This is a genomic window from Sulfitobacter sp. 1A12157 (assembly GCF_043557345.1).
GTDB lineage: Bacteria > Pseudomonadota > Alphaproteobacteria > Rhodobacterales > Rhodobacteraceae > Sulfitobacter.
The window spans coordinates 255,347-280,149 of sequence record NZ_JBIFFV010000004.1 but is presented as its reverse complement, the minus strand read 5'-3'; the positions used below and the strand labels follow the sequence as shown (position 1 = coordinate 280,149).

The 24,803-nt window shown below is 63.7% G+C and carries 21 protein-coding genes and 1 pseudogene; 4 read left to right on the top strand and 18 right to left on the bottom strand.

Annotated features, from left to right (window positions below; translation table 11 throughout):
- The first annotated feature begins 4 nt into the window (after positions 1 to 4).
- Entirely contained in the window at positions 5 to 418 is a 414-nt protein-coding gene (locus tag ACGYLC_RS10075; RefSeq protein WP_394422843.1) for a c-type cytochrome, read from the top strand.
- Between the two features lie 120 nt (positions 419 to 538).
- Positions 539 to 2,068, top strand: a complete 1,530-nt coding sequence (locus ACGYLC_RS10070; RefSeq protein WP_394402732.1) for a PAS domain S-box protein — start codon at positions 539 to 541, stop codon at positions 2,066 to 2,068.
- On the opposite strand, the gene ACGYLC_RS10065 is transcribed toward ACGYLC_RS10070, so the two are convergent.
- On the bottom strand, positions 2,065 to 2,799 hold the full coding sequence (locus tag ACGYLC_RS10065) for a response regulator (protein ID WP_394422863.1): 735 nt from the start codon (positions 2,797 to 2,799) through the stop codon (positions 2,065 to 2,067). The genes ACGYLC_RS10070 and ACGYLC_RS10065 overlap by 4 nt on opposite strands.
- A 155-nt stretch (positions 2,800 to 2,954) precedes the next feature.
- Between ACGYLC_RS10065 and ACGYLC_RS10060 the strand changes: the two genes are divergently transcribed.
- Entirely contained in the window at positions 2,955 to 3,638 is a 684-nt protein-coding gene (locus ACGYLC_RS10060; protein WP_394422842.1) for a helix-turn-helix domain-containing protein, read from the top strand.
- Between the two features lie 55 nt (positions 3,639 to 3,693).
- Here ACGYLC_RS10060 and ccoS read toward each other — a convergent pair whose 3' ends face one another.
- The 17 genes and pseudogenes from ccoS to ACGYLC_RS09975 all read right to left on the bottom strand — a co-directional run bounded on the left by ccoS (position 3,694) and on the right by ACGYLC_RS09975 (position 23,625).
- Positions 3,694 to 3,879, bottom strand: a complete 186-nt coding sequence (ccoS, locus tag ACGYLC_RS10055) for a cbb3-type cytochrome oxidase assembly protein CcoS (protein WP_394422841.1) — start codon at positions 3,877 to 3,879, stop codon at positions 3,694 to 3,696.
- The gene (locus ACGYLC_RS10050; RefSeq protein WP_394422840.1) at positions 3,876 to 5,996 is read right to left on the bottom strand and encodes a heavy metal translocating P-type ATPase; all 2,121 of its coding nucleotides are present in this window, start codon (positions 5,994 to 5,996) and stop codon (positions 3,876 to 3,878) included. The genes ccoS and ACGYLC_RS10050 overlap by 4 nt, the downstream gene beginning before the upstream one ends.
- Positions 5,993 to 6,466, bottom strand: a complete 474-nt coding sequence (locus ACGYLC_RS10045; RefSeq protein ID WP_394422839.1) for a FixH family protein — start codon at positions 6,464 to 6,466, stop codon at positions 5,993 to 5,995. The genes ACGYLC_RS10050 and ACGYLC_RS10045 overlap by 4 nt, the downstream gene beginning before the upstream one ends.
- Positions 6,463 to 8,052: a cytochrome c oxidase accessory protein CcoG gene (gene ccoG, locus ACGYLC_RS10040; RefSeq protein WP_394422838.1), complete on the bottom strand. Its 1,590-nt coding sequence runs from the start codon at positions 8,050 to 8,052 to the stop codon at positions 6,463 to 6,465. The genes ACGYLC_RS10045 and ccoG overlap by 4 nt, the downstream gene beginning before the upstream one ends.
- Positions 8,053 to 8,147: 95 nt before the next feature.
- Entirely contained in the window at positions 8,148 to 9,050 is a 903-nt protein-coding gene (gene ccoP, locus ACGYLC_RS10035; protein WP_394422837.1) for a cytochrome-c oxidase, cbb3-type subunit III, read from the bottom strand.
- Positions 9,047 to 9,235 carry a cbb3-type cytochrome c oxidase subunit 3 gene (locus ACGYLC_RS10030; RefSeq protein ID WP_136720504.1) on the bottom strand — a complete coding sequence of 63 codons (189 nt, stop codon included), beginning with the start codon at positions 9,233 to 9,235 and terminating at the stop codon, positions 9,047 to 9,049. Before ACGYLC_RS10030 ends, ccoP begins: the two co-directional genes overlap by 4 nt.
- Before the next feature lie 10 nt (positions 9,236 to 9,245).
- Positions 9,246 to 10,082 (bottom strand): cytochrome-c oxidase, cbb3-type subunit II, encoded by an 837-nt coding sequence (gene ccoO / locus ACGYLC_RS10025; RefSeq protein WP_394422836.1) that lies wholly within the window; start codon positions 10,080 to 10,082, stop codon positions 9,246 to 9,248.
- 5 nt (positions 10,083 to 10,087) lie between these two features.
- Complete coding sequence (gene ccoN, locus ACGYLC_RS10020) at positions 10,088 to 11,698, bottom strand: cytochrome-c oxidase, cbb3-type subunit I (protein ID WP_394422835.1); 1,611 nt, start codon at positions 11,696 to 11,698, stop codon at positions 10,088 to 10,090.
- Positions 11,699 to 11,816: 118 nt separating this feature from the next.
- Positions 11,817 to 14,264, bottom strand: a complete 2,448-nt coding sequence (locus ACGYLC_RS10015; protein WP_394422834.1) for an FAD-dependent oxidoreductase — start codon at positions 14,262 to 14,264, stop codon at positions 11,817 to 11,819.
- Position 14,265: 1 nt separating this feature from the next.
- Positions 14,266 to 16,727, bottom strand: a pseudogene (locus ACGYLC_RS10010) (FAD-dependent oxidoreductase).
- An 89-nt stretch (positions 16,728 to 16,816) separates the two neighbouring features.
- Positions 16,817 to 17,404 carry a helix-turn-helix domain-containing protein gene (locus ACGYLC_RS10005; protein WP_394402750.1) on the bottom strand — a complete coding sequence of 196 codons (588 nt, stop codon included), beginning with the start codon at positions 17,402 to 17,404 and terminating at the stop codon, positions 16,817 to 16,819.
- A 91-nt stretch (positions 17,405 to 17,495) separates the two neighbouring features.
- The gene (locus tag ACGYLC_RS10000; RefSeq protein WP_394422833.1) at positions 17,496 to 18,701 is read right to left on the bottom strand and encodes an ABC transporter permease; all 1,206 of its coding nucleotides are present in this window, start codon (positions 18,699 to 18,701) and stop codon (positions 17,496 to 17,498) included.
- Between the two features lie 67 nt (positions 18,702 to 18,768).
- On the bottom strand, positions 18,769 to 19,572 hold the full coding sequence (locus ACGYLC_RS09995; protein ID WP_394402751.1) for a taurine ABC transporter ATP-binding protein: 804 nt from the start codon (positions 19,570 to 19,572) through the stop codon (positions 18,769 to 18,771).
- Positions 19,573 to 19,674: 102 nt separating this feature from the next.
- Complete coding sequence (locus tag ACGYLC_RS09990) at positions 19,675 to 20,667, bottom strand: ABC transporter substrate-binding protein (RefSeq protein ID WP_394402752.1); 993 nt, start codon at positions 20,665 to 20,667, stop codon at positions 19,675 to 19,677.
- A 414-nt stretch (positions 20,668 to 21,081) separates the two neighbouring features.
- A complete protein-coding gene (locus tag ACGYLC_RS09985; protein ID WP_394422832.1) occupies positions 21,082 to 21,858 on the bottom strand; it encodes a MetQ/NlpA family ABC transporter substrate-binding protein in 777 nt (258 codons plus the stop codon).
- A gap of 41 nt (positions 21,859 to 21,899) precedes the next feature.
- The gene (locus ACGYLC_RS09980; RefSeq protein WP_067266255.1) at positions 21,900 to 22,574 is read right to left on the bottom strand and encodes a methionine ABC transporter permease; all 675 of its coding nucleotides are present in this window, start codon (positions 22,572 to 22,574) and stop codon (positions 21,900 to 21,902) included.
- On the bottom strand, positions 22,564 to 23,625 hold the full coding sequence (locus ACGYLC_RS09975; RefSeq protein WP_394422831.1) for a methionine ABC transporter ATP-binding protein: 1,062 nt from the start codon (positions 23,623 to 23,625) through the stop codon (positions 22,564 to 22,566). Before ACGYLC_RS09975 ends, ACGYLC_RS09980 begins: the two co-directional genes overlap by 11 nt.
- Before the next feature lie 193 nt (positions 23,626 to 23,818).
- Here ACGYLC_RS09975 and ACGYLC_RS09970 point away from each other — a divergent pair, with 193 nt between their 5' ends.
- Positions 23,819 to 24,736, top strand: coding sequence for an MBL fold metallo-hydrolase (locus ACGYLC_RS09970; RefSeq protein ID WP_394422830.1), 918 nt, complete (start codon positions 23,819 to 23,821; stop codon positions 24,734 to 24,736).
- The last annotated feature ends 67 nt before the right edge of the window (positions 24,737 to 24,803 follow it).

Here is a 24,803-nt window from a genome sequence, read left to right as displayed (position 1 = left end):
CCCTATGCGCCCTCACCTCGCTGCCTTCGCCGGGTTTTCCTGCGCCCTCCTCTCCGCCTGTTCGGAGGGGTCTTCTGAGGATACCGACCGGCTGCGCGCGGGGCAGCGGGTCTATGCCAAGGAATGCGCCGCCTGCCACGGGGCGCAGGGCGAAGGCGGCGGTCCGATGTCCCTGCATCTGGATGTGGTGCCGCCGGACCTCGCCGGGCTGAAACAACGCAATGACGGCTATTTCCCGCGCGAGTTTGTCAGCCGCTTCGTCATGGGCCAGCTTGCGAAGGACGACCCCGCCTCGCCCATGCCGGACTTTTCCGCCGTCGGCCTGCGCCATGTCTACCCCAATGGCGGTGCGGATGGGGAGGTGCTGGAAACCGATTTCGCCAATCTGCTCGACTATCTCGAAGCGATCCAGTGGTAGGGCCGGCGTGGTCGAGGACGCGATCCTCGGACACGTGACGCATCGCTCCGCATTGCGCCCCCGCCCTCTCTCACGCTATCGGATGCCCTGCCCCGCAGCCCTTACAGACGGACCCCTCGCATGAAGATCAACGACGAAAGCCCCGTTCTGCTGGCCCTTCTGGACGCCGCCGTCGATGCCATGGTGGTGGCCGATCACGCAGGCAATATCCTGCGGGTGAACAAAGCGGCGGCCACGCTTTTCGGCCATCCGGTCGAGGATCTGGTGGGACAAAACGTGCGCATGTTGATGCCCGGGGACATGGCCGTTCAACATGACGGCTTTCTGCGCCACCATCTTGAGACCGGAGAGAAACGCATCATCGGCGTGGGCCGCGACGTGGAAGGGCTGCGCGCCGATGGCAGTGTCTTCCCGCTGCATCTTTCCGTGGGCCGCGCCGATATCGCGGGCGAGGTCGCCTTTGTCGGCATCATGCACGATCTGTCGCGCCGAAAAGCCGCCGAGGAGGCCACCGCCCGCTCGCAACGGATGGACGCCATCGGCCAGATGACCGGCGGCATCGCGCATGATTTCAACAATCTCCTGACGGTCGTGATCGGCAATTTGGAGCTGCTGGAGATGTCGGAAACCTCGGCCAAAAGCGGCGCGCTGATCTCGGACGCGCTGGAGGCGGCAGAGATCGGGGCCGATCTCACCTCACGCCTGATGGTCTTTGCCCGCAAGACCACGCTGAACGCGGCGGAGATCGACCTCAATGCCGAAGTCTCAAAAGCCGTGGCGATGCTCAAACGCACCATCGGCGCGCATATCGCGGTCGAGACGGGTTTTGCCGAGGATCTGTGGCAGGCCAAGGTGGATGCCACCCAGCTTCAGACCGCCGTGCTCAACATCGCGCTGAATGCTCAAGACGCCATGCCTGGGGGCGGGAAGATAACGCTGGAGACGCGCAACATGCAGCTTGACGACACCTATGTCGCGCAGGAAATCGGCATCGACATGGGCAACTACATCCGCCTGTCGATCGCGGACACAGGCGAAGGCATGTCCGCCGAGACCCGCACCCGCGCGATGGAGCCGTTCTTTTCGACCAAACCGGTCGGCCAAGGCACGGGGCTGGGCCTGTCGATGGTATACGGTTTCATCAAGCAATCCGGCGGGCATATCGCGATCTACAGCGAGTTGGGCAAGGGCACGACGATCAGCCTCTATTTCCCCGCCCTCGTGGACAGCACCGGCACGCGGGCGGCATCCAGCGACGCGCCAGAGCCGCACGCCCAGATCGGCACCGGCCTGCGCGTTTTGCTGGTCGAGGATGATCCGATGGTCTTGCGCCTGTCAGAGCGACGGCTGGTATCGCTGGGGTTCGACTGCGTCACGGCGACCACCGGCGATGCGGCGTGGGACATCCTGCAAGACCGTGACGATATCGACGTGGTCTTTACCGATCTGGTGATGCCGGGGGAGCTCTCGGGCCATGCGCTGGCCAAACGGGTCGCGGCGGAAATGCCCGACCTGCGGATATTGATCACCTCGGGCTTTTCCGAAAACGTCCTGCGTGGCGAGGAAGAGAGCCACGCCTTCGCCCTCCTGCGCAAACCCTATAGGCAAGCGGATCTGGCCGAGGCGTTTCGCGCCTTGCTACAGGACTAACCCGAGGTGGCGGTGGGGCTTTCGGTCAGCACATAGCCCAGCCCGCGCACCGTTTTGATCAACAGCGGACGCGCCGGATCACGCTCGACCTTCTTGCGCAGCCGCGCCACTTGGTTGTCGATGGTGCGGTCCAGAGGCGCCCAATTCTGCCCGTCGATCAGGTCCATCAACCGATCGCGCGACAAGGGCTTTTTCGCGTGGTTCACGAAGGCGGCCAGAAGTTTGAAATCAGCCGTGGTCAGATCCCCCTCCTGCCCGTCACGGCCCACCAGCAGCATCCGGTCGAGGTTGATCTTCAGCCCATCAAGCGCAAGCCACGGCTCTGCATTTCGCGGTGCGGGCGCCTCCGCCTCGCGCTTGCCGCTGCGCCGCAGGACGGATTTCACGCGGGCCAAGACCTCGCGCACATGGAAGGGTTTGGTCAGATAGTCATCCGCGCCCAGCTCCAGCCCGACAACGCGGTCGATCACATCGTCCTTGCCCGTCACCATAAAGATCGGCACGTCATGATCGCGGCGAAGGTCGCGCGCAATGTCCAACCCATCCTCCGCGCCGAGGTTCAGATCCAAAGTCACCAGATCGAAAGCCTCCGCCGCAAAGGCCGCGCGCACGCTCTGCGCGTCATGCGCCTCGGTCACAAGGTAGCCGTCGCTTTCAAGGCAGCGCCTCAGAAGCGTCCGGATCTTGGCATCGTCATCAACAACAAGGATCTTCTTCGCGGCCACGCCCATCACCCCAAAAGTTGCGTTTGTATAGTCCGCAACCCAAGCGAGCACCAGCCGCCACGCCATCCCCTGCGACAAAGCGTTACAAACGGATACAAGACCACAGGTCGTTCTGCGACATGCGCCTGAGAATGTGACCGCGCCGCAGAAAGGACGATCGCATGTACGTGACGCTATCCAATGAGTTCACCCCCGCAACCAAAGTGCCCGAGGCGCAGCTTTGCCCCCGCAGCCCCGCCGCGCAATCGCCGCGCAAACGGCAGGCGGTCGGCAGCCACCTGTTTCGCGAGGGCGATATCGCCAACCATATCTATGAGATCACCTCGGGCGTGTTTCGCCTGACCCGCGTGCTCGACAACGGGCGGCGGCAGGTCATCGCCTTTGGCCTGCCCGGCGACATCATCGGCTTTCCCAATGGCGCGCTGCATCACAGCGATTGCGAGGCGATCGGGGCGGCAGAGGTGATCGCCCACCGTCGCCATACGCTCGATGATTTCGAGGGGGATCACGAGACCCATAAGCGGCTGTTGAACGCCGCCCTGCGTGAGATTTCGGCGATGCAGGATCACTTCATGATGCTGGCACGCAAATCCGCGCTGGAAAAGGTTGCCTCCTTCCTGATCACCTTGGCGGAGCGGACCGGTAGGCCGATCGGCAATTACACCACCTGCGCCCTCCCGATGACCCGCAGCGACATTGCAGATTTTCTCGGCCTGACGATTGAGACGGTGAGCCGCACCCTGACCCGCCTGCGCAAGCAAGATATCATCGCGCTTGAGACCTCCCAGACCGTGCTGATCAAGGATATGGAGGCGCTGATCTCGGCCTCTCAGGAAACCGACTGAGGGCGGGCTTCCATTCAATTCAGAAAACGCGGGTCTCGGCCCGCGTTTCGCATTTCTAGGCCGCCTTTTCGGTATCCCGCTGGTGGGCCTCACCACTGGGCTCCCCATTCTCCAGCAAAATCCGCGCCGCGTCCCCTTCGAGGTCATCATATTGCCCGTTGCGCAGCGTCCAGAGACAGGCCGCAAGCCCTGCCGCACCCAGACAGACAGAGACGGGGATGAGAACGATCAGGATATTCATCGGCGCACCGCATTCAAAACCACGAGGATAGACGAGGAGGACATCACCGCCGCCGCCATCAGCGGGGTGGCGAAGCCCATGACCGCCACCGGGATCGCGACCGCGTTATAGGCGGCAGCCAGGCCGAGGTTCTGGCGAATGCGGCTGCGCGCCCGGCGGGCCAGCCGCAGGGTATCGGCGACCGCCGAGAGATCACCGCCCAGCATCACCCCGTCCGAGGCGACCCGCGCGGCATCCAGCGCCGTGGCAGGCGCGAGAGAGGCATGCGCCCCGGCAAGCGCCGCCGTGTCATTCAGCCCGTCGCCCACCATGAGCACCCGTCTTCCCCGCGCGGCCATATCGCGGACCAGACCGGCCTTGTCCTCGGGCCGAACGGCGGCATGAACCGTGTCAATCCCGAGGGTTTTGGCCAGCGCTTCTGCACGCCGCGCGGTATCGCCGGTGACCATCGCCACCGCCATCCCACGCCCGCGCAGGGCGCTGACAACTTCCGCTGCCCCGGCGCGGGGTGTTTCGGACAGGGGCAAAGGAATAAGGCGATCAGGCAGATGCAGTTCCGGCCCCTCCTGCCCGCGACGCAGAAAGACCCGCGCGCCGTTCCACAGGCCGCAAACGCCCTCGCCCGGCACCTCTTTCAAGTCACGTAGATCGGCGGGCATTTGCCCCTGCAACGCCGCCGCCAAGGCGCGCGAGGCGGGGTGGTCAGACGCCTGCGCGAGGGCCAGCGCCACCGAGGCCGCCTCTGCATCGAGCGCGGGCAGCCGCGCGACGCCTTCGGTCAGCGTGCCGGTCTTGTCGAAGAGAACCGTGTCGATCTCGGCCAGACGCTCCAACGCCGTGGGGGATTTCAGCAGCACGCCCGCGCGGAACAAACGCCCAGTCATCGCCGCCGTCACCGCCGGAATGGCCAAGGCCAGCGCGCAGGGGCATGTGATGATCAGCGTCGCCGTGGCCACGGCAATCGCGTGATAAAGGTCTCCCGTCAGCGCCCACCAGACCACGAAAGCCAGCGCCGCCAGCCCATGCACCACCGGCGCGTAAAGCCGCGCGGCGCGGTCCGCGATCCCGCTGTAACGGTGCTTGCCGGTCTCGGCGACCTCGACCAGAGCCGCGAGGCGGCGCAGGGTGCTGTCCTCGGCCCGGCGGGTGACCCTTAGGGTCAGCGGCGTGCCAAGGGTCACCTCGCCCGCGCAGATCGGCCCGCCCGCTGCCACCGCGACGGGGTCGGCCTCCCCGGTCAGGGCGGAACGGTCCACCATCACCGCGCCCACGGCGATGCCGTCCACCGGCGCGCGCGCGCCGGCAGCAAGGGCAATGCGGTCGTCGGGCATCAGGGCGCCCACGTCCACCGTCTCACGGCCCGTCGCGGTCAGCCGCGTCGCCCGGGGCAGTTCCAGCGCCGTCAACTCCGCCGCGGCGGAACGGGCCGTCGCCCGTGCGCGATGCTCAAGATAGCGGCCCACCAGCAGGAAGAAGGTCAGCGAGAGCGCCGCATCGAACCAAGTATGCGCCCCGGTGGCAGCGAAAGTTTCATAAAGCGAGGTCGCCGCCGCCAGCAGGATCGCCAGCGCAATCGGCACATCCATATTCATCCGGCCCGCCCGCAGGGCGACCCATGCCGAGGCGAAGAACGGCACCGCGGAAAAGGCCAAGGCCGGCAACGCGATGGCGGCAGAGACCCAGTGAAACATCTCGCGCGTGACATCGCCCGCGCCAGACCAGACCGCGACGGAAACCGCCATCACATTCATCATGGCAAAGCCCGCCACGGCGGCGCGGGCCAACAGACGGCGGCCCGTGTCATCCCCCGCAGGGCGCAGGGCGGTCGCGTCGAGTTCATGCGCCTCGAAGCCCGCGTCGTTCAACGCCTGAAGTGCGGCGTTGGCGTCATACCCGGGGCTCAGCACGATCCGCACCCGCTTGGCCCCAAGGTTTACCCGCGCGGCTTTAACCGAGGGCAAGCGGGCCAAGACCCCCTCGACCCCCGCAATACAGGCCGCGCAGCGGATCTGCGGCAGGGCAAGGTGGATGGCCTTGTCGTTCTCCGCGATGTGCTGCGCCGCAGCCTCGGCCGAGGGGGAGCCTGCGACACAGCCGGGACAGGCGGCGACGGTCATCGTCTCACCTGCAACGGAATGCGGCGGCGAAAGAGCGTACCATCGGCGGCGCGCATCTCCACCCGCAGGTTCCAGTTGCCGGGGCCTGCGGTGACCGGCGCGACCCACGCCCGGCCATCCCATGCGAAGTCGGGCGTCATGTCATCCGCCACGGTGGTCGCCCGGCCCAATGTCGCCGCGATGATCTTGGGCTGCACCACGCCATTGGTATCCTCTACCGCCAAGCGGAGCGTCTCTCCCGTCAACTCGGTCTGCACCGCCCAGCCAAGCGCTTCCTGCGCCGCGCGGTCGCTGTCGAAATTCTGCGAGGCAACGTAGCTCGATTCGGTTTCCTTGCCCGGGAAGGTGCGCACCGCGTTGAAAGCGAGCGCGAGGTTCACCGCGATGATGATCGAAAACCCGCCCACGAAGATTGCCAGCACATGCCAGCCTGTCAGGGGGCGCCCCGGTTGCAATTGCGCTGCAGTCATTGGCTGTCCTTTCCGTTGAATATCGTGTCACCAAAGGCCCGCTCGCCCGAGCGGAGATCTTCGACCCAGAACCGCAGATCGCTGCGCGGTGCGGTGGCGGCGTCATTCTGCGGCGGGGCGATCACGTAGACCCGTTGCAGGCGGGTGGTGTCTGGGGGCACGGAAACCACCGAGCCCGCCGCCCCCTCGACGCTGAGGTCCAAACGACGGTCTCCGGCGAGAGACAGCCGGAAATCCCGCGCCTCCCCATGTTTGTTGCGCAGGCGGATGTCATAGGCGTTGCGGATCGACCCGTCCGAGAGGGTGACGAAGGTCGGGTTGCGCACTGGCGCCACGGTCATGTCGATCTCGGGCCGGATGAAGAGCGCCACGACAAGCGCCACCCCGATGGCGGCCCAAGCGGCGGTATAGATCAAGGTGCGCGGGCGGAAGACATGTTGCCAAAGCGGCTTGGGCTGCCAGGGCGGCGCAGTGGCCCCGGCGACATCGCCCGCGGGCGCCTCGGCAAGGCCCGCCACGGCGGCGCTTTCTCTGGGCGCGGTGGGCGGCTCATCATCCAGCGCAAGGTAGTCGATCAGCCCGCGCGGGCGGCCGATCTTGGCCATCACATCGTCGCAGGCGTCGATGCAGAGCGCGCAGGTGATACATTCCATCTGCTGGCCTTCGCGAATGTCGATCCCCATCGGGCAGACCGCGACGCAGGCGTTGCAATCAATGCAATCGCCCAAGACCTCGCCCTCCCGCGACTGGCGGCCGCCCGCGGTATTCTTGTCCAGCGCCGCCCCATAACGCGCCACCGCATCGCCGCTGCCGATCGCCTCTGCCGCCGCTTTCTGGCGCTTCACCCCACCCTTGCCGCGCGGCTCGCCCCGCCATTTGCGGTAGCCGACGGTCAGCGTGCCCGGATCCATCATCGCGCCCTGGATGCGGGGCCAGGGGCACATGTAAATGCAGACCTGTTCGCGCATGAAACCGCCGAAGATAAAGGTCGTGGCCGTCAGCACGGCGATGGTGGCATAGGCCACGGGGGCGGCTTGCAGGGTCACGAGGTCGCGCGCGAGGCTTGGCGCATCGGCAAAGTAAAAGACCCAAGCCCCGCCCGTCGCCACCGCGATCAGCAGCCAGACCAGCCATTTTGCCCCCCGCAGCCGCGCCTTGCGCAGGCTCCAAGGTGCGTTGTGCAGGCGGATACGCGCATTGCGGTCGCCCTCAATCCAGCGCTCCACGGTCATGAAGAGGTCAGACCAGACGGTCTGCGGGCAGGCATAGCCACACCAGACCCGCCCCAAGGCAGAGGTGAACAGGAACAGCCCCAGCCCCGCCATGATCAGCAGCCCGGCCACGAAATAGAACTCATGCGGCCAGATCTCGATCCAGAAAAAATGGAAACGCCGGTTCGCAAGATCGACCAGAACCGCCTGATCCGGCAGGTTCGGCCCCCGGTCCCAGCGGAGCCACGGGGTCATGTAATAGACCCCAAGCGTGAGGATCAGGATTACCCACTTGAGCCGGCGAAAGAACCCACTGACCCGGCGGGGAAAGATCGGCTCGCGCGCGGCGAAAAGCGGGGGGGCGGCGTTGGACATGGGCAGTAGGCTCCGGTGTTACGTCTTGCGGCCTACACCCGTGGGGCGCAGGCCGCTTTGATCTGCATCAATCCGCAGATTATTTGTCATCCGGTTCAGTCGGCAGCAGCGCCTTCGGCATCGACCGTGGCCTCACCCCCGCCCAGACCGTGGACATAGGCGGTCACGGCGCGCACCTCGGCCTCGCCCAGACGGGCCTGCCACGGCGGCATCACCCCCATGCGCGGCGCTTTGAGCTGCCGCAGGATCGCCTCATGGCTGCCGCCGCGGAGCCAGATCGCATCGGCAAGGTTCGGCGCGCCCATCTCACGGTCGCCAAGCCCACGCTCTCCGTGGCAGGCGCTACAGTTGTCGGCATAGACCCCTGCCCCCGCCTGCGCCGCGCCCGCGTCATGCTCAAGCCCCGAGAGGCTGCGGACGAAATGCACGGTGGCGTCGAGGTCGGCCTCCTCCATCCAATCAAACGGCGGCATCTCCGAAAAACGCGCGTCGGGGTCATCCTCGTTGCGGATGCCGTGGCGCACGGTATAGGCGATCTCCTCCATCGTGCCGCCCCAAAGCCAATCGTCGTCCAAAAGGTTCGGATAGCCCGAGGCCACCACACCCCCTGCCCCGGCGCCATGACATTGCGAACAATTGGCCGCAAAGACCGAGCGCCCGGCCTGTGTCGCGAAACGGTGCAGCTCTTCGTTGTCCTTGAGCACCGCCAGATCGACGGTGACGAGGCTTTCGGTCAGATCGGCATTCGACAGATCCACACGCGCAATCTCGGCAGCGACTTCGCCCCGGGTGGAATAGCCCAGCAGCCCCGCCGTCGCGCCTGAGACCATCGGCCAGGCGGGATAGAGGATGGTATAGATCACGCCCCAGACGACGGTGGCATAGAAGGTCCAAAGCCACCAGCGCGGCAGCGGCGTGTTCAGCTCTTCGATCCCGTCCCAACTGTGGCCTGTGGTCTCGGTCCCGGTGGCGGGGTCGATCTTGCGTTTATCGGTCATGTGCGGGCTCCGTCATTGCGGGCTTGGTCGGGGTCGTCGTTGCGAAACGGGACGGCGGCGGCATCGTCGTGCAGGGCGCGCGAGCCGGGGCGAAAGGCCCAAGCAATGACGCCCAGAAAGATCAGCGTCAGGATCAACAGCGCCCAGCTATCCGCCAGTTCCCGCAGGAAGGAATAGGTGTCCATTGCAGTCTCCTCAGCGGCTGGCATCGGGCACGAAGGTCGAGAAATCGACCAGCGTTCCGAGCATTTGCAAATAGGCGATCAGGGCATCCATCTCGCTCACCCCAGGCTGGCCGTCGAAGTTGCGCACCTGCGCGCCGGGGTAGCGGTCCAGCAGCCCGTCGTAATCGCCGAAAGGGTCGACCTGCACCCGGAAATCGCCACGGACATTCGCGATCATCTCATCGCTATAGGGCACGCCGACCGTGCGGTGGGTGGCCACCAGATCGGTCACATCCTCAGGCTCAAGCTTGGCCTCCATCAGGAAAGCGTATTTCGGCATGACGCTTTCCGGCACCACCGATTGCGGGTCCATCAGGTGATCGACATGCCACTCGTCCGAATAGCGCCCGCCCACGCGTGCCAAATCCGGCCCGGTGCGTTTGGAGCCCCATTGAAACGGGTGATCGTACATGGATTCGGCGGCAAGGCTGTAGTGGCCGTAACGCTCCGTCTCGTCGCGCATCGGGCGGATCATCTGGCTGTGGCAGACGTAGCAGCCCTCGCGCACATAGATCTCGCGCCCCGCCAGTTCCAGCGGCGAATAGGGGCGCATGCCCTCGACCTCTTCGATGGTATTCTCCAGCCAAAAGAGCGGCGCGATCTCAACGATCCCGCCGATGCTCACCACCCCGAGCGAGGCGATCAGCAGCAGCGTCGCGTTGCGTTCAAACCGCTGGTGAAAGGTGATCGTCTGCGTTTCGGGCGGCAGCTCGTTGGGGATTTTGCCCGTCTTCAAGCCTTCGCTGGCGGTCACCACCTTGGGGTCGTCAGCGGGGTCATAGTTGGGGCTGTGGGGGTTCTTGGCCATTGATCTTACTCCGCTGGCAGGGCGACGGTGACGGGGCGGGCGTGCGGGGCGCGGATGGTCATCCACATGTTCCAGACCATCACCGCACCCCCCGCGAGGTAGAGCACCCCGCCCAGACCACGGACCACATACATCAGGAATTTCGCTTCGACGGTGTCGGCAAAGCTGTTGACGAGGAAGCCATTGGCGTCGACCTCGCGCCACATCAGCCCCTCCATGATGCCCGAGACCCACATCGACGCGGCGTAGAGCACGATCCCGAGGGTCGCGAGCCAGAAATGCAGGTTGATCGCCGACAGCGAATGCATCTGCGCCCGGCCCCAGAGCCGCGGGGTCAAAAAGTAGAGCGCCCCGAAGGTGATCAGCCCGTTCCAGCCAAGCGCGCCGGAATGCACATGGCCGATGGTCCAGTCGGTGTAGTGGCTGAGGCTGTTCACCGCCCGGATCGACATCATCGGCCCCTCAAAGGTCGACATGCCGTAGAAGGCGAGCGAGGCCACGAACATGCGGATGATCGGATCGGTGCGGATCTTGTCCCAAGCGCCTTCGAGCGTCATCAGCCCGTTGATCATGCCACCCCATGAGGGCATCCACAGGATAATCGAGAACACCATCCCCAGCGTCGCCGCCCAATCGGGCAAGGCGGTGTAGTGCAAATGGTGCGGACCGGCCCAGATGTAGAGGAAGATCAGCGCCCAGAAGTGGATGATGGACAGCTTGTAGCTATAGACCGGGCGGCCCGCCTGTTTCGGCACGAAGTAATACATCATACCCAGGAACCCGGCGGTCAGGAAAAAGCCCACGGCGTTGTGGCCGTACCACCACTGCGTCATGGCATCCTGCACGCCCGCGAAGACCTGCACCGACTTCGAGCCCCAGATCGACACCGGGATGGCGAGGTTATTGACCACATGCAGCATGGCCACGGTGATGATGAAGGCCAGAAAGAACCAGTTGGCGACATAGATATGACGCTCGCGCCGCTTCAGGATCGTGCCGAAGAAGACGGCGAGGTAGACCAGCCAGACGATGGTGAGCCAGATGTCGACGTACCATTCCGGCTCGGCATATTCCTTGGATTGGGTCGCGCCCAGCAGATAGCCCGTGGCCGCCAGAACGATGAACAGCTGATAGCCCCAGAAGACGAACCAAGCGGCATTACCCCCCCAAAGTCGCGCCGAAGAGGTGCGCTGCACGATGTAGAAAGAGGTGGCGATCAGCGCGTTGCCGCCAAAGGCGAAGATCACCGCACTGGTGTGCAGCGGACGCAGGCGGCCAAAGTTGGCATAGGGCTGCGCCCAGTCGATGTTCAGCGCGGGAAAGGCCAGTTGGAAGGCGATGAAGGTGCCGACCAAAAACCCCACCACGCCCCAAAAGGCGGTGGCGATGACGCCATAGCGAATAGGGCCATCCATATAGCCCTGCGGCGCCACAGCTGCGACAGGCACCGCGCCGTCGACAGGCATCCGGCGCAATTGCCAGAAAAACAACCCTGCGGCCACCAACATGACCAGCAGGGCGTGAACCATATAAGCCGGATCGCGCGCCCAATCCGCCCCGAGTGCTGCAAAGAACACTATAAGCGCAAGCACGATCAACTTGAGCGTATCGAACATATTCCGAATCCCTTCATCTTTGGGAGACGGATCGCATGGGCCCCAAACCGCCGCTTTGATCTATGTCAAAACTCGGCGGATAAGCCTGCGAAGGGGGCGTTTTTCGTAGGGCGACGGCCTAGCTCTTGGACCGCGCCCCTCTGGGGTCATACATCGGTTTCAGACTGGCCTCGGCCTTGATCCGGCGGCCTGCCACGTCGATCTCATAGGTCGAGGCCAGCAGATCGGCGGGGCTTTCGCCCGCGCAGGGCACATAGCCCAGCCCGATCGCTCCGCCCAAGTGATGGCCATAGTTGCCGGAGGTGAGATAGCCCACGATCACCCCCTCCCGCAGGATCGGTTCGGCGTGGTAGAGCAATGGCTCGGGGTCTGTCAGGCGGAATTGCAGCATCCGCAGCTTCAGCCCCTCCTCCTTTTTGCGCAGCACCGCGTCGCGACCGATGAAATCGGGCTTGTCGGTCTTCACCGCAAAGCCCAAGCCTGCCTCCAGCACATGATCCTCGCAGGTTATGTCATGGCCGAAGTGGCGAAAGCCCTTTTCGATCCGGCAACTGTCCATCGCGTGCAGGCCGCAAAGCTTCAGGTCAAAGGCCGCGCCCGCTTCGATCAGCACCTCAAACACATGGCCCGCCATTTCGGCGCTGACATAAAGCTCCCAGCCCAACTCGCCCACATAGGACACCCGATGCGCCCGGGCGAGGCCCATGCCGATCTCGATCTCGCGCGCCATGCAGAAGGGATGGCTGTCATTCGAGAAGTCATCGGGAGAGACCGCCTGCAAGACCTCCCGCGCCTTCGGCCCCATGAGGGCGATCACCGCCTCCCCCGCCGTCACATCCGTGATCACCACCATCCGGTCGCCCGTATGGCGGCGCAGCCAAGTCTCATCCGCAAGCCGCGTGGCCGCCGGGGTGACGACGAGGTAGGCCGTCTCGCTCAGCCGGGTCACGGTGACATCCGCCTCGATCCCGCCGCGCGGGTTGAGGAATTGGGTATAGACGATCTTGCCCACCGGCACCGCCATCTGCGCGCCGCAGACGTGGTTCATGAAAGCCTCGACCTCTGGCCCCTCGACGCGGATTTTGCCGAAAGACGACATATCGTAAAGCCCCACGCCCGCGCGAATGGCGGCATGTTCGGCGGCTTGATTGCCGAACCAATTCTGCCGGCCCCAGCTATAGCGATACGCGCGCGTTTGGCCGGGATCGGCGAACCAATTGGCCCGTTCCCAGCCTGCGAATTCACCCATGACCGCGCCATGCTCCAGCAGATGCGCATGGAGCGGGCTGCGCCGGATGCCCCGCGCGGTGGCCTTTTGGCGGTAGGGGAAGTGATCGGCATAGAGCAGCCCCAGCGTTTCGGTCGACCGTTCCGCCAGATAGGTCTTGTTGCCCTGAAACGGCTGCATCCGCGCGATATCCACATCACCCAGATCAAAGGGCCTCTGCCCGTCTTCCATCCATTGCGCCAGCGCCATGCCCGCCCCGCCCGCCGATTGGATGCCGATCGAATTGAACCCGGCGGCGACCCAGACATTATCCATCTCGGGCGCTTGGCCAAGGTGATAGGCATCGTCGGGGGTGAAACTTTCGGGACCGTTGAAGAAGGTATGAATCCCCGCCTCCGCCAGCAACGGCAGCCGTTTGACCGCCATTTCGAGGATCGGCTCGAAATGGTCGAAGTCCTCGGGCAGTTGATCGAACTCGAAACTCTCGGGGATGCCCTCCAGCGCCCATGGTTTGGCCACAGGCTCGAATGCGCCAAGCAGGATCTTCCCCGCATCCTCTTTGTAATAGGCGTATTCATCGGGGATGCGCAGCACCGGCAACTCGCGCAAAGTGGGCACAGCCTCGGTGACGATATAAAAATGCTCACAGGCTTGCAACGGCACGTTGCTGCTCAGCATCCGGCCCACGTCCTGCCCCCACATGCCCGCGCAATTGATGACATGTTCGGCCTCGATCCGGCCCCTGCTGCCATCCTCCCCGGCCCAGTCCACCGCCGTGATCCGACGCCCCGCACGGGCGACCCCCGTCGCCTTGACCCGCTCGGCCACCACCGCGCCACGCGCCCGGGCGCCCTTGGCCAAGGCCAGCGCGATATTGGCGGGATCGCCCTGCCCGTCTTTCGGCAAATAGACCGCGCCGGTCATGCCTTCGGTCTCCACATGGGGGTATTTCGCGCGAACCTCTTCGGGGGTGATCTCTTCGACCTCGACGCCAAAGGCGCGGGCCATGGCGGCCTGACGCAAGATCTCCTCGCGCCGCGCAGGCGTCAGGGCGGCGGTGATCGAGCCCACACGTTTGAAGCCTGTGGCGATCCCGGTTTCCCCCTCCAGCGCGCCGTAGAGTTCTTGGGAGTATTTCGCCAGCCGCGTCATGTTCTGCGTCGCGCGCAGCTGTGCGATCAGCCCCGCCGCGTGCCATGTGGTGCCACAGGTCAGTTGTTTGCGCTCCAACAGGACCACATCGGTCCAGCCGAGCTTGGTCAGATGATAGGCAACCGAACAGCCGATCACGCCACCCCCGATAATCACCGCGCGGGCTTGGGAAGGAAGCTGTCCCATCTCAGACCTCCTGCGCGCGGATGCGCGTGTTTTGGCTGTCCCAAAGCGGGGCGTTGGGCTGCACCGTGGCACGGTAGCTTTGGCCATAGATTTCGACCGTAAGTTCGGTGCCCGGCACGGCAGCATCAGCCCGTACGACGCCGAGGGCGATGGAGGCATCGACCCGGTAGCCATAGCCGCCGCTGGTCACCTCGCCCACGGCATCTCCATTCAGGCGCAGCGTGGCCATCGGCGGCGCGTCTTGCGGGTTGCCTTCGACCACCAGCGTCACGAAGCGGCGCTGCGGCCCTCGCGCCTGCTCTGCGATCAGCGCTGCTTTGCCGGGGAAATCCTTAGGCTTATCCAGACGCAGGAAACGGTCCAATCCGGCCTCAAGCAACGTATACTCCTGCGAGAGATCGCCCTTCCAGGTTCGATACCCCTTTTCCAGGCGCATGGAATTGAGCGCGAACATCCCGAAAGGCGTGGCACCGCCCGCAATCACCGCGTCATAGATTGCAGGCATGTCTTCGGGGGCCGCGTGGATCTCCCAGCCCAACTCGCCCGCGAAACAGACCCGGGCGAGCAGCGCAGGCGCGCCCTCTACCGACGCCTCCTGATGGCTGAGCCACGGCAGCGTCAGATCGGCCTCCGGGGCCAGCGGCGAGAGCAACGCGCGGGATTTGGGGCCGCAAAGGATCAGGGTCGAGACCGCGTCGGTTCGGTCCGTCAGGCTGATCTCACCCCCTTGGGGCAGCGCATCGCGCAGCAGTTCATAGTCATGCCATTGCGCCGGGGCGGCGGTGATCAGGGTGAAGTCATCCTCTGCATGGCGCAGGATCGACATCTCGGTCAGCACCCGGCCCCGGCTGTCGGGGAAATAGCCCAGCGTCATCCGCCCGACCTTGGGAAGCGCCCCCGCAATCCGGCCCCGCAGCCATTCCGCCGCACCCGGCCCCGCAAGCGCAAAACGCGAGAACCCCGGCAGATCGAGCACGCCCGCATGATCACGCACCGCCGCGACCTCCTCACGAACCCGCGCCGCCCATGGCCCCTCGCGGTCCCATGTCTGGGTCGCGGCCTTCGAGGTGTCATCACCGGGTTTGGCGAACCAATTCGCCCGCTCCCACCCGTTGTAAGCGCCCATCTGACCGCCCGCGTGGCGCAGCCGCTCGTGCAGCGGCGACAGCTTTTTGTCGCGCCCGGCGGGCCATGCGTGATGCGGGAAATGCATCGCGTATTCATGGCCATAGGTCTCAAGCGCCTTGGCGAGGGTGTAGTCGTGATCGGCATGGGCGGTGTAGCGGCGCGGGTCGACATCCCACATGTCCCATTCCGTTTCACCTTGCGTGATCCATTCGGCCATGACCTTGCCCGCGCCGCCGCCCTGCGCGATGCCGAAGGTAAAGCTATGCGCCTCAAAGGCGTTCGGGACGCCGGGCATCGGGCCCAGCATCGGCAGCCCATCGGGCGCATAGGCGATCGGCCCGTTGATCACCCGGCCGACACCGCTCTGGCCTAACAGCGGCATCCGCGCCATGGCGTCTTCGATATACCATTCCAGCCGATCCAGATCGTCGGGATAAAGCTGAAAGCTGAAATCCTCGGGCATGGGATCGTCGGGGGTGATCCAATGCGCCTTGCAGTTGCGCTCATAGGGGCCGAGGTTCAGCCCGTTCTTGTCCTGCCGCAGGTAGTAGGAACTGTCCACATCGCGGACCATCGGCATCTTATGGCCCTTCTCGGCGGTCCAAGCGGCAAGCTCGGGGATTTCCTCGGTCAGGAAATACTGATGGCTCATAACCACCGCGGGCACGCAGCGGCCCCCATGGGGGCGGAACCATTCGCCCACCCGCTGCGCATAGTATCCGGCGGCATTAACCACCTTCTCACAGCGGATCGCGCCCTTGTCGGTATGCACGATCCATTCATTCCCTTCACGATCAATGCCGGTCGCGGGGGTGAAACGGTGTATCGCCGCGCCCGCCTCCCGCGCCCCTTTGGCAAGGGCTTGGGTCAGCTGCGCCGGGTCGATGTCACCGTCCAAGGGATCCCACAGACCGCCCGCCAGATCGTGCAACTCTATGAAAGGGTTGTGATCCTTCAATTCGGCGGGGGTGCACATCTCCATCCCCAGCCCCTGCGCGCGGGCCATGGAGGCGACATGTTCAAACTCCTGCATCCGCTCGCGGCTATGCGCCAGACGCAGCGCGCCGGTGACATGGTAATTGATCGGATAGCCCACCGCCTCACCAAACCGCGGTACATCTCAAGCCCGTAGCGCTGCATGTTCATCACCGCCCACGAGTTCGAGAAATTCGGACAGTTGCCCGCCGCATGCCAAGTGGAGCCTGCGGTGAGTTCGTTCTTTTCCAGCAGAACGCAATCGGTCCACCCCGCGCGGGCGAGGTGATAGAGCGTCGAGCCCCCAACCACACCGCCGCCGATGATCACCACCCGTGCCGTTGTCGGAAAATCAGCCACATGCACCTCCTATCGCCATGCACCACCAAGGGGCTGGCCAGAGGCGCCCCCGGTCAGTTTGGCATTGTTTGAATTGATGAAAATTCGGCTCAGTAAACCGGGGGAGAGATCACCCAGACCACCACGGCGGGCGTGTCGTAGGGATTGTCCCAAGTGTAGTAGTCGCCCCGAATGCGAAAGCTGTCGCCGGGGCCGACGGAAAAGCGGCGCTCCGCGATGGTGAGGTTCAACCGGCCCGAGATGACAAAGCCGACCTCCTGCGTTTCGCGTCTGACCGGCGCTTCCAACCCCGAATAGGCGGCAAAGGTCGAGTGGATCACTTCGAAACTGTCGGTGAGATCGGGGGAAAGCAGCTCTTCCGTCAAACCATTGGCCGCGCTTCCCATGGCACGCCGCGCCCCGGCCCGCACGACATAGCCACGTTCTTCGGGGCTTACCGTCGCTTCGCCAAAAAGCAGCGAGATCGGCACCTCCAAGATCTCGGCGATGCGGCGCAGGTCGGCGATGGAGGGGGTCGAGATGTCGCGTTCGATCTGACTGACCCAGCCGACAGACCGGCCCAAAGCCTCGGCCAAATCCGTGAGAGTCAGTTTGCGCCCCTTGCGGATCGCCCGTAGGTCGGCCCCCAGAGAGCGTGGCCCCATGGCCTCCGCCCCGGGCCTTTTCGCTCGGGTCATGTGAAAATTTCCTCCATTTTTTCACTATGGCGCGGAATTCGGCGTCTGGCAAGGGGGGCTCCTTTTAAACAGAAGGGGATGGCGGGCGGGGTTAAGACCGCCCTTTCCAAGGCACCAGCAACCGCTCCGCCTTGCGCATTAGCATGTCGATGCCAAAGCCGATGATGCCGATCAGGATGATCCCCATGAGCACGATATCAGTCAGCTGAAATTTGGAAGCGACCATGATCATCATCCCCGCCCCCTTCTCGGCCGCGACCAGTTCGGCGGCGACCACCGTGCCCCAGCAGACACCCATCGCGACCCGCGCGCCGGTAAAGATCTCGGGCAATGAGTTCGGCACAATGACATGGCGCATGATCTGCGCCTTGGACGCGCCCAACGAATAGGCCGCATGGACCTTGGTGATATTCACCCCCGACACGCCCGACCGCGCGGCGATGGCCATGATCCACAGCGCCGCGAGGAACAGCAGGATGATCTTGCCCAGCTCACCGATCCCCGCCCAGATGATCACCAGCGGGATCAGCGCGAGCGGCGGCACCGGGCGCATGAATTCGACAATCGGATCGAACCAGCCGCGAAACCAGCCCGATAGCCCCATGGCATAGCCCAGCGGAATGCCCACCAGCGCTCCGAGGGCGAACCCCACGACCACGCGGAACAGCGAATAGCCCAGATGCTCCCACAGGGTGCTGTCGCGGTAGCCTTGGCTTGAAATTTCAGCAAGGCGCGACACCACGGCTTCGGGAGGCGGCAGCCAGATCGGCTCCATCTGCCAGCCTTTTGCAGGCTCGAAGTTCAGCGTGCCCTTTGGAGACATGCCGACGCGGCCAAACTCGGTCTGGACCTCACCCCCGGGCGCGATCTCCTGCCCGTTCACGGCGATGACCCGGTGACCGAAATCGCGGCCCTTCTCGTCATTCTTATCAACACGCAACAGCCCCGAGCGCCAAGCGCCGATGGTGAAAGCGTCATTCTTGGCCCAGCCATCGCCCGGGTCGACCTGCGGTGCCGCGGCGTCTTCGCCCACCGGATGCACCAGCACCGTGATCGTGCCGTCATCGCGGGAGCCGTCAGCGGCCTCGGCGGTATAGGTCAGCTCGGCCAGCCCCTCGAACGGGCCGGGCGCGTGTAAAAACCGGGGCAACAGAGACGAGCCGGTGAAAGCCCCCCACAGCAAGAAGATCGTCAGGATCGAGATCACGCTGGCGGTGCGGTTCGAGGTTACCGCGCTTTCGTCGCCAAAGGTTACCGTCTTGCGCGCCGCAAAGCCGCTGGCTGTCTGATCGACCACCAGACGAACAAGAAAGAAAGAAAGAAAGAAAGCGCGAAGATGACGATATAAATCAACAGGATCAGCATCATGCCCCCTCCGTCCGGCCCATGATCTCTTCCTCCATGTCCCAGATCATGCCGAGTATCTCCTCGCGCCTTTCGGCGAATTCCGGGTGTTTCTTGACCTCACGCAGGTCTTGGCCCACGCCCAGATCGGCAAAGGGCAGACGGTATTCGCGGTGAATGCGCCCCGGACGCGGCGCCATGACCAAAAGCCGCTCGCCGAGCAGCAGCGCCTCTTCGACCGAATGGGTGATCAGGATGATGGTCTTGCCGGTCTCTTTCCACAGTTTCAGCACGAGGCTTTGCATCTTTTCGCGGGTCAGCGCGTCCAGCGCGCCCAAGGGTTCGTCCATCAAGATCACATCAGGATCATTCGCCAAACAGCGCGCCAGCGCCACCCGCTGCTGCATCCCGCCCGAGAGCTCATAGATCGCCTTTTCCTTGAAATCGCCCAGCCCGACGATATCGAGCAGATGGTCGACCTCGGCCCCATATTGCTTTTCGCCCTGCCCCTTCATGCGCGGACCAAAGCTCACGTTTTCGCGCACCGACATCCACTCGAACAGTGCGCCCTGTTGAAAGACCATGCCACGCTCGGCATCCGGCCCCGTGACGCTATGGCCGTTCAGGACGATCTCGCCGGAACTCGGGGCAAGGAAACCGGCAACGATATTGAGCAACGTCGTCTTGCCGCAGCCCGAGGGACCAAGCACCGACATCAACTCCCCCGCCGCGAGGTCAAGCGATACGTCCTCAAGCGCCTGCACATGACTGCCATTGGGCAGATCAAACCGCATCGACAGGTTTTCGATTTTCAATCCCGACATGCCGCCCCGCTGCTTTTTCGTTATCGGCGCGCCCCTGCTGCCCGGTGCCTTGCAATCAGGCACCGGGCTGCGGCGGGGCGGCCTATTTTTATGCCGCTTGGCTTACATATCGCTCGCGGCTTGCAGCGGGCCCGTGTTCACCGCGTCTTCATAGCTGTCGAGCGCGCCATCGATCGCGCCGGCTTCGACAAAGACATCGGCCACGCCTTTCATGAACTCCTGCGCGCCCCCGCCGAGCCATTTCTCTCCCATCTGCTCATCGACCGACGGGAAGGAGAAGGTGGCGATGGTTTCCATCGTGGCGTCTTCGTCCATGCCCGCGTCCTTGGCGATGACGGGCAGCATCTTGTCGCGATTGGCCTCATCCGCCCACATCGCATTTGCCTTGGCCGTCACGCTTAGGAAGGCGGCGACCGTGTCGGAGTTCTCGGCCACCCAAGAGGCCGGGCCGGAGGTCACGTCGAAGACCAGAATGCCCAGTTCTTCCTTCTCGGCACCGGTCAACAGAATATTGCCATGTTCCATCATCCGGCGCAGCGACCCGCCCCAGCCGCAGGCCATATCGACCGATCCCTGCGCGATGGCCGCGGCCCCATCGGGCGGAGCCATATCCACCACGTCGAGCGATCCAACATCGACACCGAAGTGGTTCATCTGCTTAAGAAAACCGTAATGCGCAGCTGTACCGAGCGGCACCGCGACCTTCTTGCCCGTCAATTCCTCGGCAGAGGATTTGTCGATCTCCAGCGCCTCGCGCACGACGCAATTGTCATTCTCGGAATAGCTGACCGCGACATCAAGAATTTGCAGGTCTTGCCCTGCCGAAGTGGCGACCACAAAGGGCGGCACGCCTTGGCTCAGCGACATCTGCACATCCCCCGAGGCCATCGCCGCCGACATGGCGGTGCCGGAATCGAAGCTTACCCAATTTACCGTCGTGCCGAGCGCTTCGTCATACATCCCTTCCGCTTTCGCGTATTGGAACGGCATCGGCCATTCGAGGAAATACCCAACGGTCAGATCCTGCGCGGCGGATTGACTGACCCCCAGCACAAGCAGGCTGGCGGCGGTGCCCATCAGTTTCACGGTCTTCATGATAGTCTCCCTTGGTTTGTTATGGTCGCGTCTTGCAGTCGAACTCCCGTTCACATGGATCGCGACCATCGGCCCAGTCAGACATCAGGAAGGGCAAGCCCCGGGTCATGTGAAAAAATCCCTCACGATTTCACGATACGGGCGAAATCGAACTTTTCAACAATTTTCTCACGCCGCGGCGCAACATAATTTCAAAGTTAAGAGGTATGCGAAAAAAAGCATTAAAACGCGCGTTATCCGTGAGACATACGCGGAATTTCTAAACAGAAATTTAATGTTTCTGGCTGACCGTCAGCCTCAACCCAACGATTTGGGGAGTCTTAACCAGCAGGAAATGCCCCGGCCCGTGCCTTGGGCGATCTTGACCCGCGCGAACGCGGGTCAAGTCTATCAATACGCTTTTAGAACGAGCGCTTACCAGGAGGTGATTACCGTGCCCTGATAGCTTTCATCGATGAAGGCTTTGATCTCATCGGAGTGATAGGCCTTGAGCAATGTCTCAACCCATGCCGCTTCCTCTTCGCCTTTGCGGACGGCGATGACGTTCACATAGGGGTTCTCTGCGCTTTCCATCGCGATGGAATCTTCCTTGGGGCTGAGGCCCGAGGCAATCGCGCAGTTGGTGTTGATCAAAGCCGCATCCAGATCGGCCAGCGAACGCGGCAGTTGCGCGGCGTCGAGTTCTTTAAAGGACAGGTCTTTGGGGTTTTCGGTGATGTCGAGGACAGTCGGCACCAGACCTGCGGCCTCATCGACCTTGATCAGCCCAAGTTCCTGCAGAACCAACAGCGCGCGGCCACCGTTCGTGGGATCGTTCGGGATGCCGAATGTCGCACCGTCTTCGAGGTCGGCAAGATCGGTGATCTTGTCGGAATAGACGCCCATCGGGGTGGTGATCGTGTTGCCGACCACGCTCAGCTCAAAGCCGCGGTCTTTCATCTGCGCTTCGAGGTAAGGCACATGCTGGAAGGAGTTCGCCTGAATGTCGCCATCGGCCAGCGCTTGGTTCGGCACCACATAGTCAGAGAATTCGACCACGTCGATTTCGAGCCCCATAGGCTCCGCGATGCGGGCAACTTCTTCCATGATTTCAGCGTGTTCGCCGGGCGAAACGCCGACCTTGATTTCCTCGGCGGCAAGGCCAGTGGCCATCAGCGCCAGAACGGAGGTGAGTGTTGTAAAACGAAGCATAGTAGTCTCCTTATTTTGAGAGAGCGGATGGAAGGCGCGGCCTATTGGCCGCCACTTTTGGTGGCCCGTTTGTCCACGGCGCTGGCGATACGCTCGCCGATGGATTGCACAAGCTGCACCAGAACGATGAGGATGATCACGACAATCGCCATGACATCGGGCATAAAGCGCTGATATCCATAGCGGATACCCAGATCGCCCAGGCCTTCGCCGCCCACGGCGCCGACCATGGCGGAGTACCCGATGAGGCTCACGATGGCGAGGGTCAGGCCCAGTGTGATCCCCGGTAGCGCCTCGGGCAGCAGCACCTTGCGGATGATTTGCAGCGGTGTCGCCCCCATGGCACGGGCAGCTTCGATCAGCCCGGAATCGACCTCGCGGATGGCGTTTTCCACCAGCCGGGCGATGAAAGGCACCGTGGCGATGGTCAGCGGCACGATTGCCGCCGTGGTGCCGATCGAGGTGCCTGCGATCATGCGGGTGAAGGGAATGATGGCCACGACCAGAATGATGAAGGGCACAGAGCGCGTGGCGTTCACCACCAGCCCGAGCACCTTGTTCACCCATGGGGACGACAGCAGTTCCCCGCGCTGCGATGTGGCCAGAAACAGCCCCAGCGGCAGGCCGAAGAGCGTGCCGAGGATGGCCGAAATCGCCACCATATAAAGCGTTTGACCGGTGGCTTCGATCAATAGGTTAATCAGATTAGCCGACATAGCCCAGCACCTCCGTCAGAAGCCCGTGTTGTTCCAAAAAGGCCCGCGCTTGGGCGGCCTGCGCGACGGGCATCGATACCAGCAGGTTGCCGAAGGGCCGCGTGCCGATCTCTTCCACCGCACCGGCAAGGATATTGACCGGGATGCCCATCTCTTGCGTCAGCCGCGCCAGCATCGGATCGGTGGCATGGGTGCCCGCGAATGTGACGCGGATGACCTCTTCGCCCCCCGCCGCGGGCGGGGTTTGGGTCAGGCGGTCTTTGACGAAGGCCGGCAGGGTGACGCCCGTCACGCCCGACAGGAAGGACCGCGTCGTCGCATGTTGCGGCGCGGTAAAGATGTCATAGGTCTCCCCATGCTCGACGATGCGGCCCGCGTCGATCACCGCCACATGGCTGGCGATGTCGCGCACCACGGCCATCTCATGGGTGATCAGCAGAATCGTCAGCCCCAGATCGCGGTTAATGTCCTTCAAAAGCGCCAGAACCGTTTGCGTGGTTTCAGGGTCGAGCGCCGATGTCGCCTCATCCGAGAGCAGCACCTTCGGCCCGGTGGCCAAGGCCCGCGCGATGCCGATACGCTGTTTCTGCCCGCCCGAAAGCTCCGCCGGATAGCGCCCCGCCTGCGCGCTGAGACCGACACGGTCGATCAGGTCCGCCACCCGCGGCTTGATCTGCGCGCTCGGCATTCCCGCCACTTCGAGCGGCAGCGCGATATTGCCCGCCACAGTGCGTGAAGACAGCAGGTTAAAGTGTTGAAAAATCATGCCAACATCCCGGCGGATCGCGCGCAGCCTGCCGCCTTTGGCAGTGCCGACATCCTCCCCCCCGACCAGCACCTTGCCGGTCGTCGGACGCTCCAACCCGTTGACCATACGCAGCAAGGTCGACTTGCCCGCCCCCGACCGCCCGATGATCCCGGTGATCGATCCGGGCGCCACATCTAGGGAGATTCCTTCAAGCGCGGTTACGGTCTGACCGCCCGCTTTGGTATAGGCCTTGCCGACCTTGTCAAAGCCGATGGAGGCGCCTTCAGTAGTGATATCAGTCATTTTCCGTCCGGATCGGGCTGGGTTTGGGGTGGTGCCCCCGTAGATAGAACCCCGGCGGGCGATGCAAGGCATGATCATGCATAGCTGCCTTGTTTCTCGGGCCTATCTCGCGCAGCCGCATTCGGCCCTTGTGCCGCAAACCAATGGGGAAGATTATATTCACGAATCGGAATAAATACTGGGAGGGGAACGGATGAAGATTAACAGACGGATGGTGTTGGCCGGAATGGGGGCTGCCGCCCTCGCCCAAACGCCGCTGCGCGGTTTCGCGATGACCTCGGCCCAGATCGGCGGCTATGAGTTCATCAGCGTGAGCGACGGCAATCTGGTGCTGCCGCGCAGCTTTTTCTTTGAGGGTTTGCCGCAAGACGCGCTGGCGGAGGCTTTGGCGCCCTTCGACCTGCCCCAAGACCAGTTGAATCCGCCCTGCAACCTGACGCTTTTGCGCAATGACGAGCGTGTGATCCTCTTCGACGCGGGCGCGGGCCCTGCCTTCATGCCCTCCGCCGGGGGTCTGCTCGACAGCCTTGATGCCGCAGGCATCGCGCCGGAGGCGGTGACCGATGTGGTCTTTACCCATGGCCATCCCGACCACCTGTGGGGCGTGCTGGATGATTTCGACGATCTGGTCTTTCCCAATGCGCGCTACCATATGGGCCAAGTCGAATGGGACTATTGGCGCGATCCGGCGACTGTGGACCGGATTGGTGCGGCCCGCGCCGCCTTTGCCGTGGGGGCCGCGCGGCGGCTGGCCGCGATCGAGGGTCGGGTGAGCCATTTTGCCGATGGGGACGAAGTGCTGCCGGGTATCACGGCGCAGGCGAGTTTCGGCCATACGCCCGGGCATATGTCCTTCCTTCTGGGCACGGGCGATGATGCGTTGTTGATCGGCGGCGATGCCATTGGCAACCACCACCTTGCCTTTGCCCGCCCCGGCTGGGCCAGCGGATCGGACCAAGACCCCGAGCAAGGCGCGAAGACCCGGCAGCGCTTACTGGATCGGCTGGCACAGGAGCGGATCTGGCTGATGGGGTTCCACCTGCCGCAGGGCGGATTGGGGCGTGTCGAGCGCAATGGCGAGAGCTATCGCTTTCTGGGGGGCGCGCAATGAAACACTTGATTTGCGCTACCGCTCCCTGTTCGGCTCGCACGCTATGGCCAATGGGGCATTACCGGTA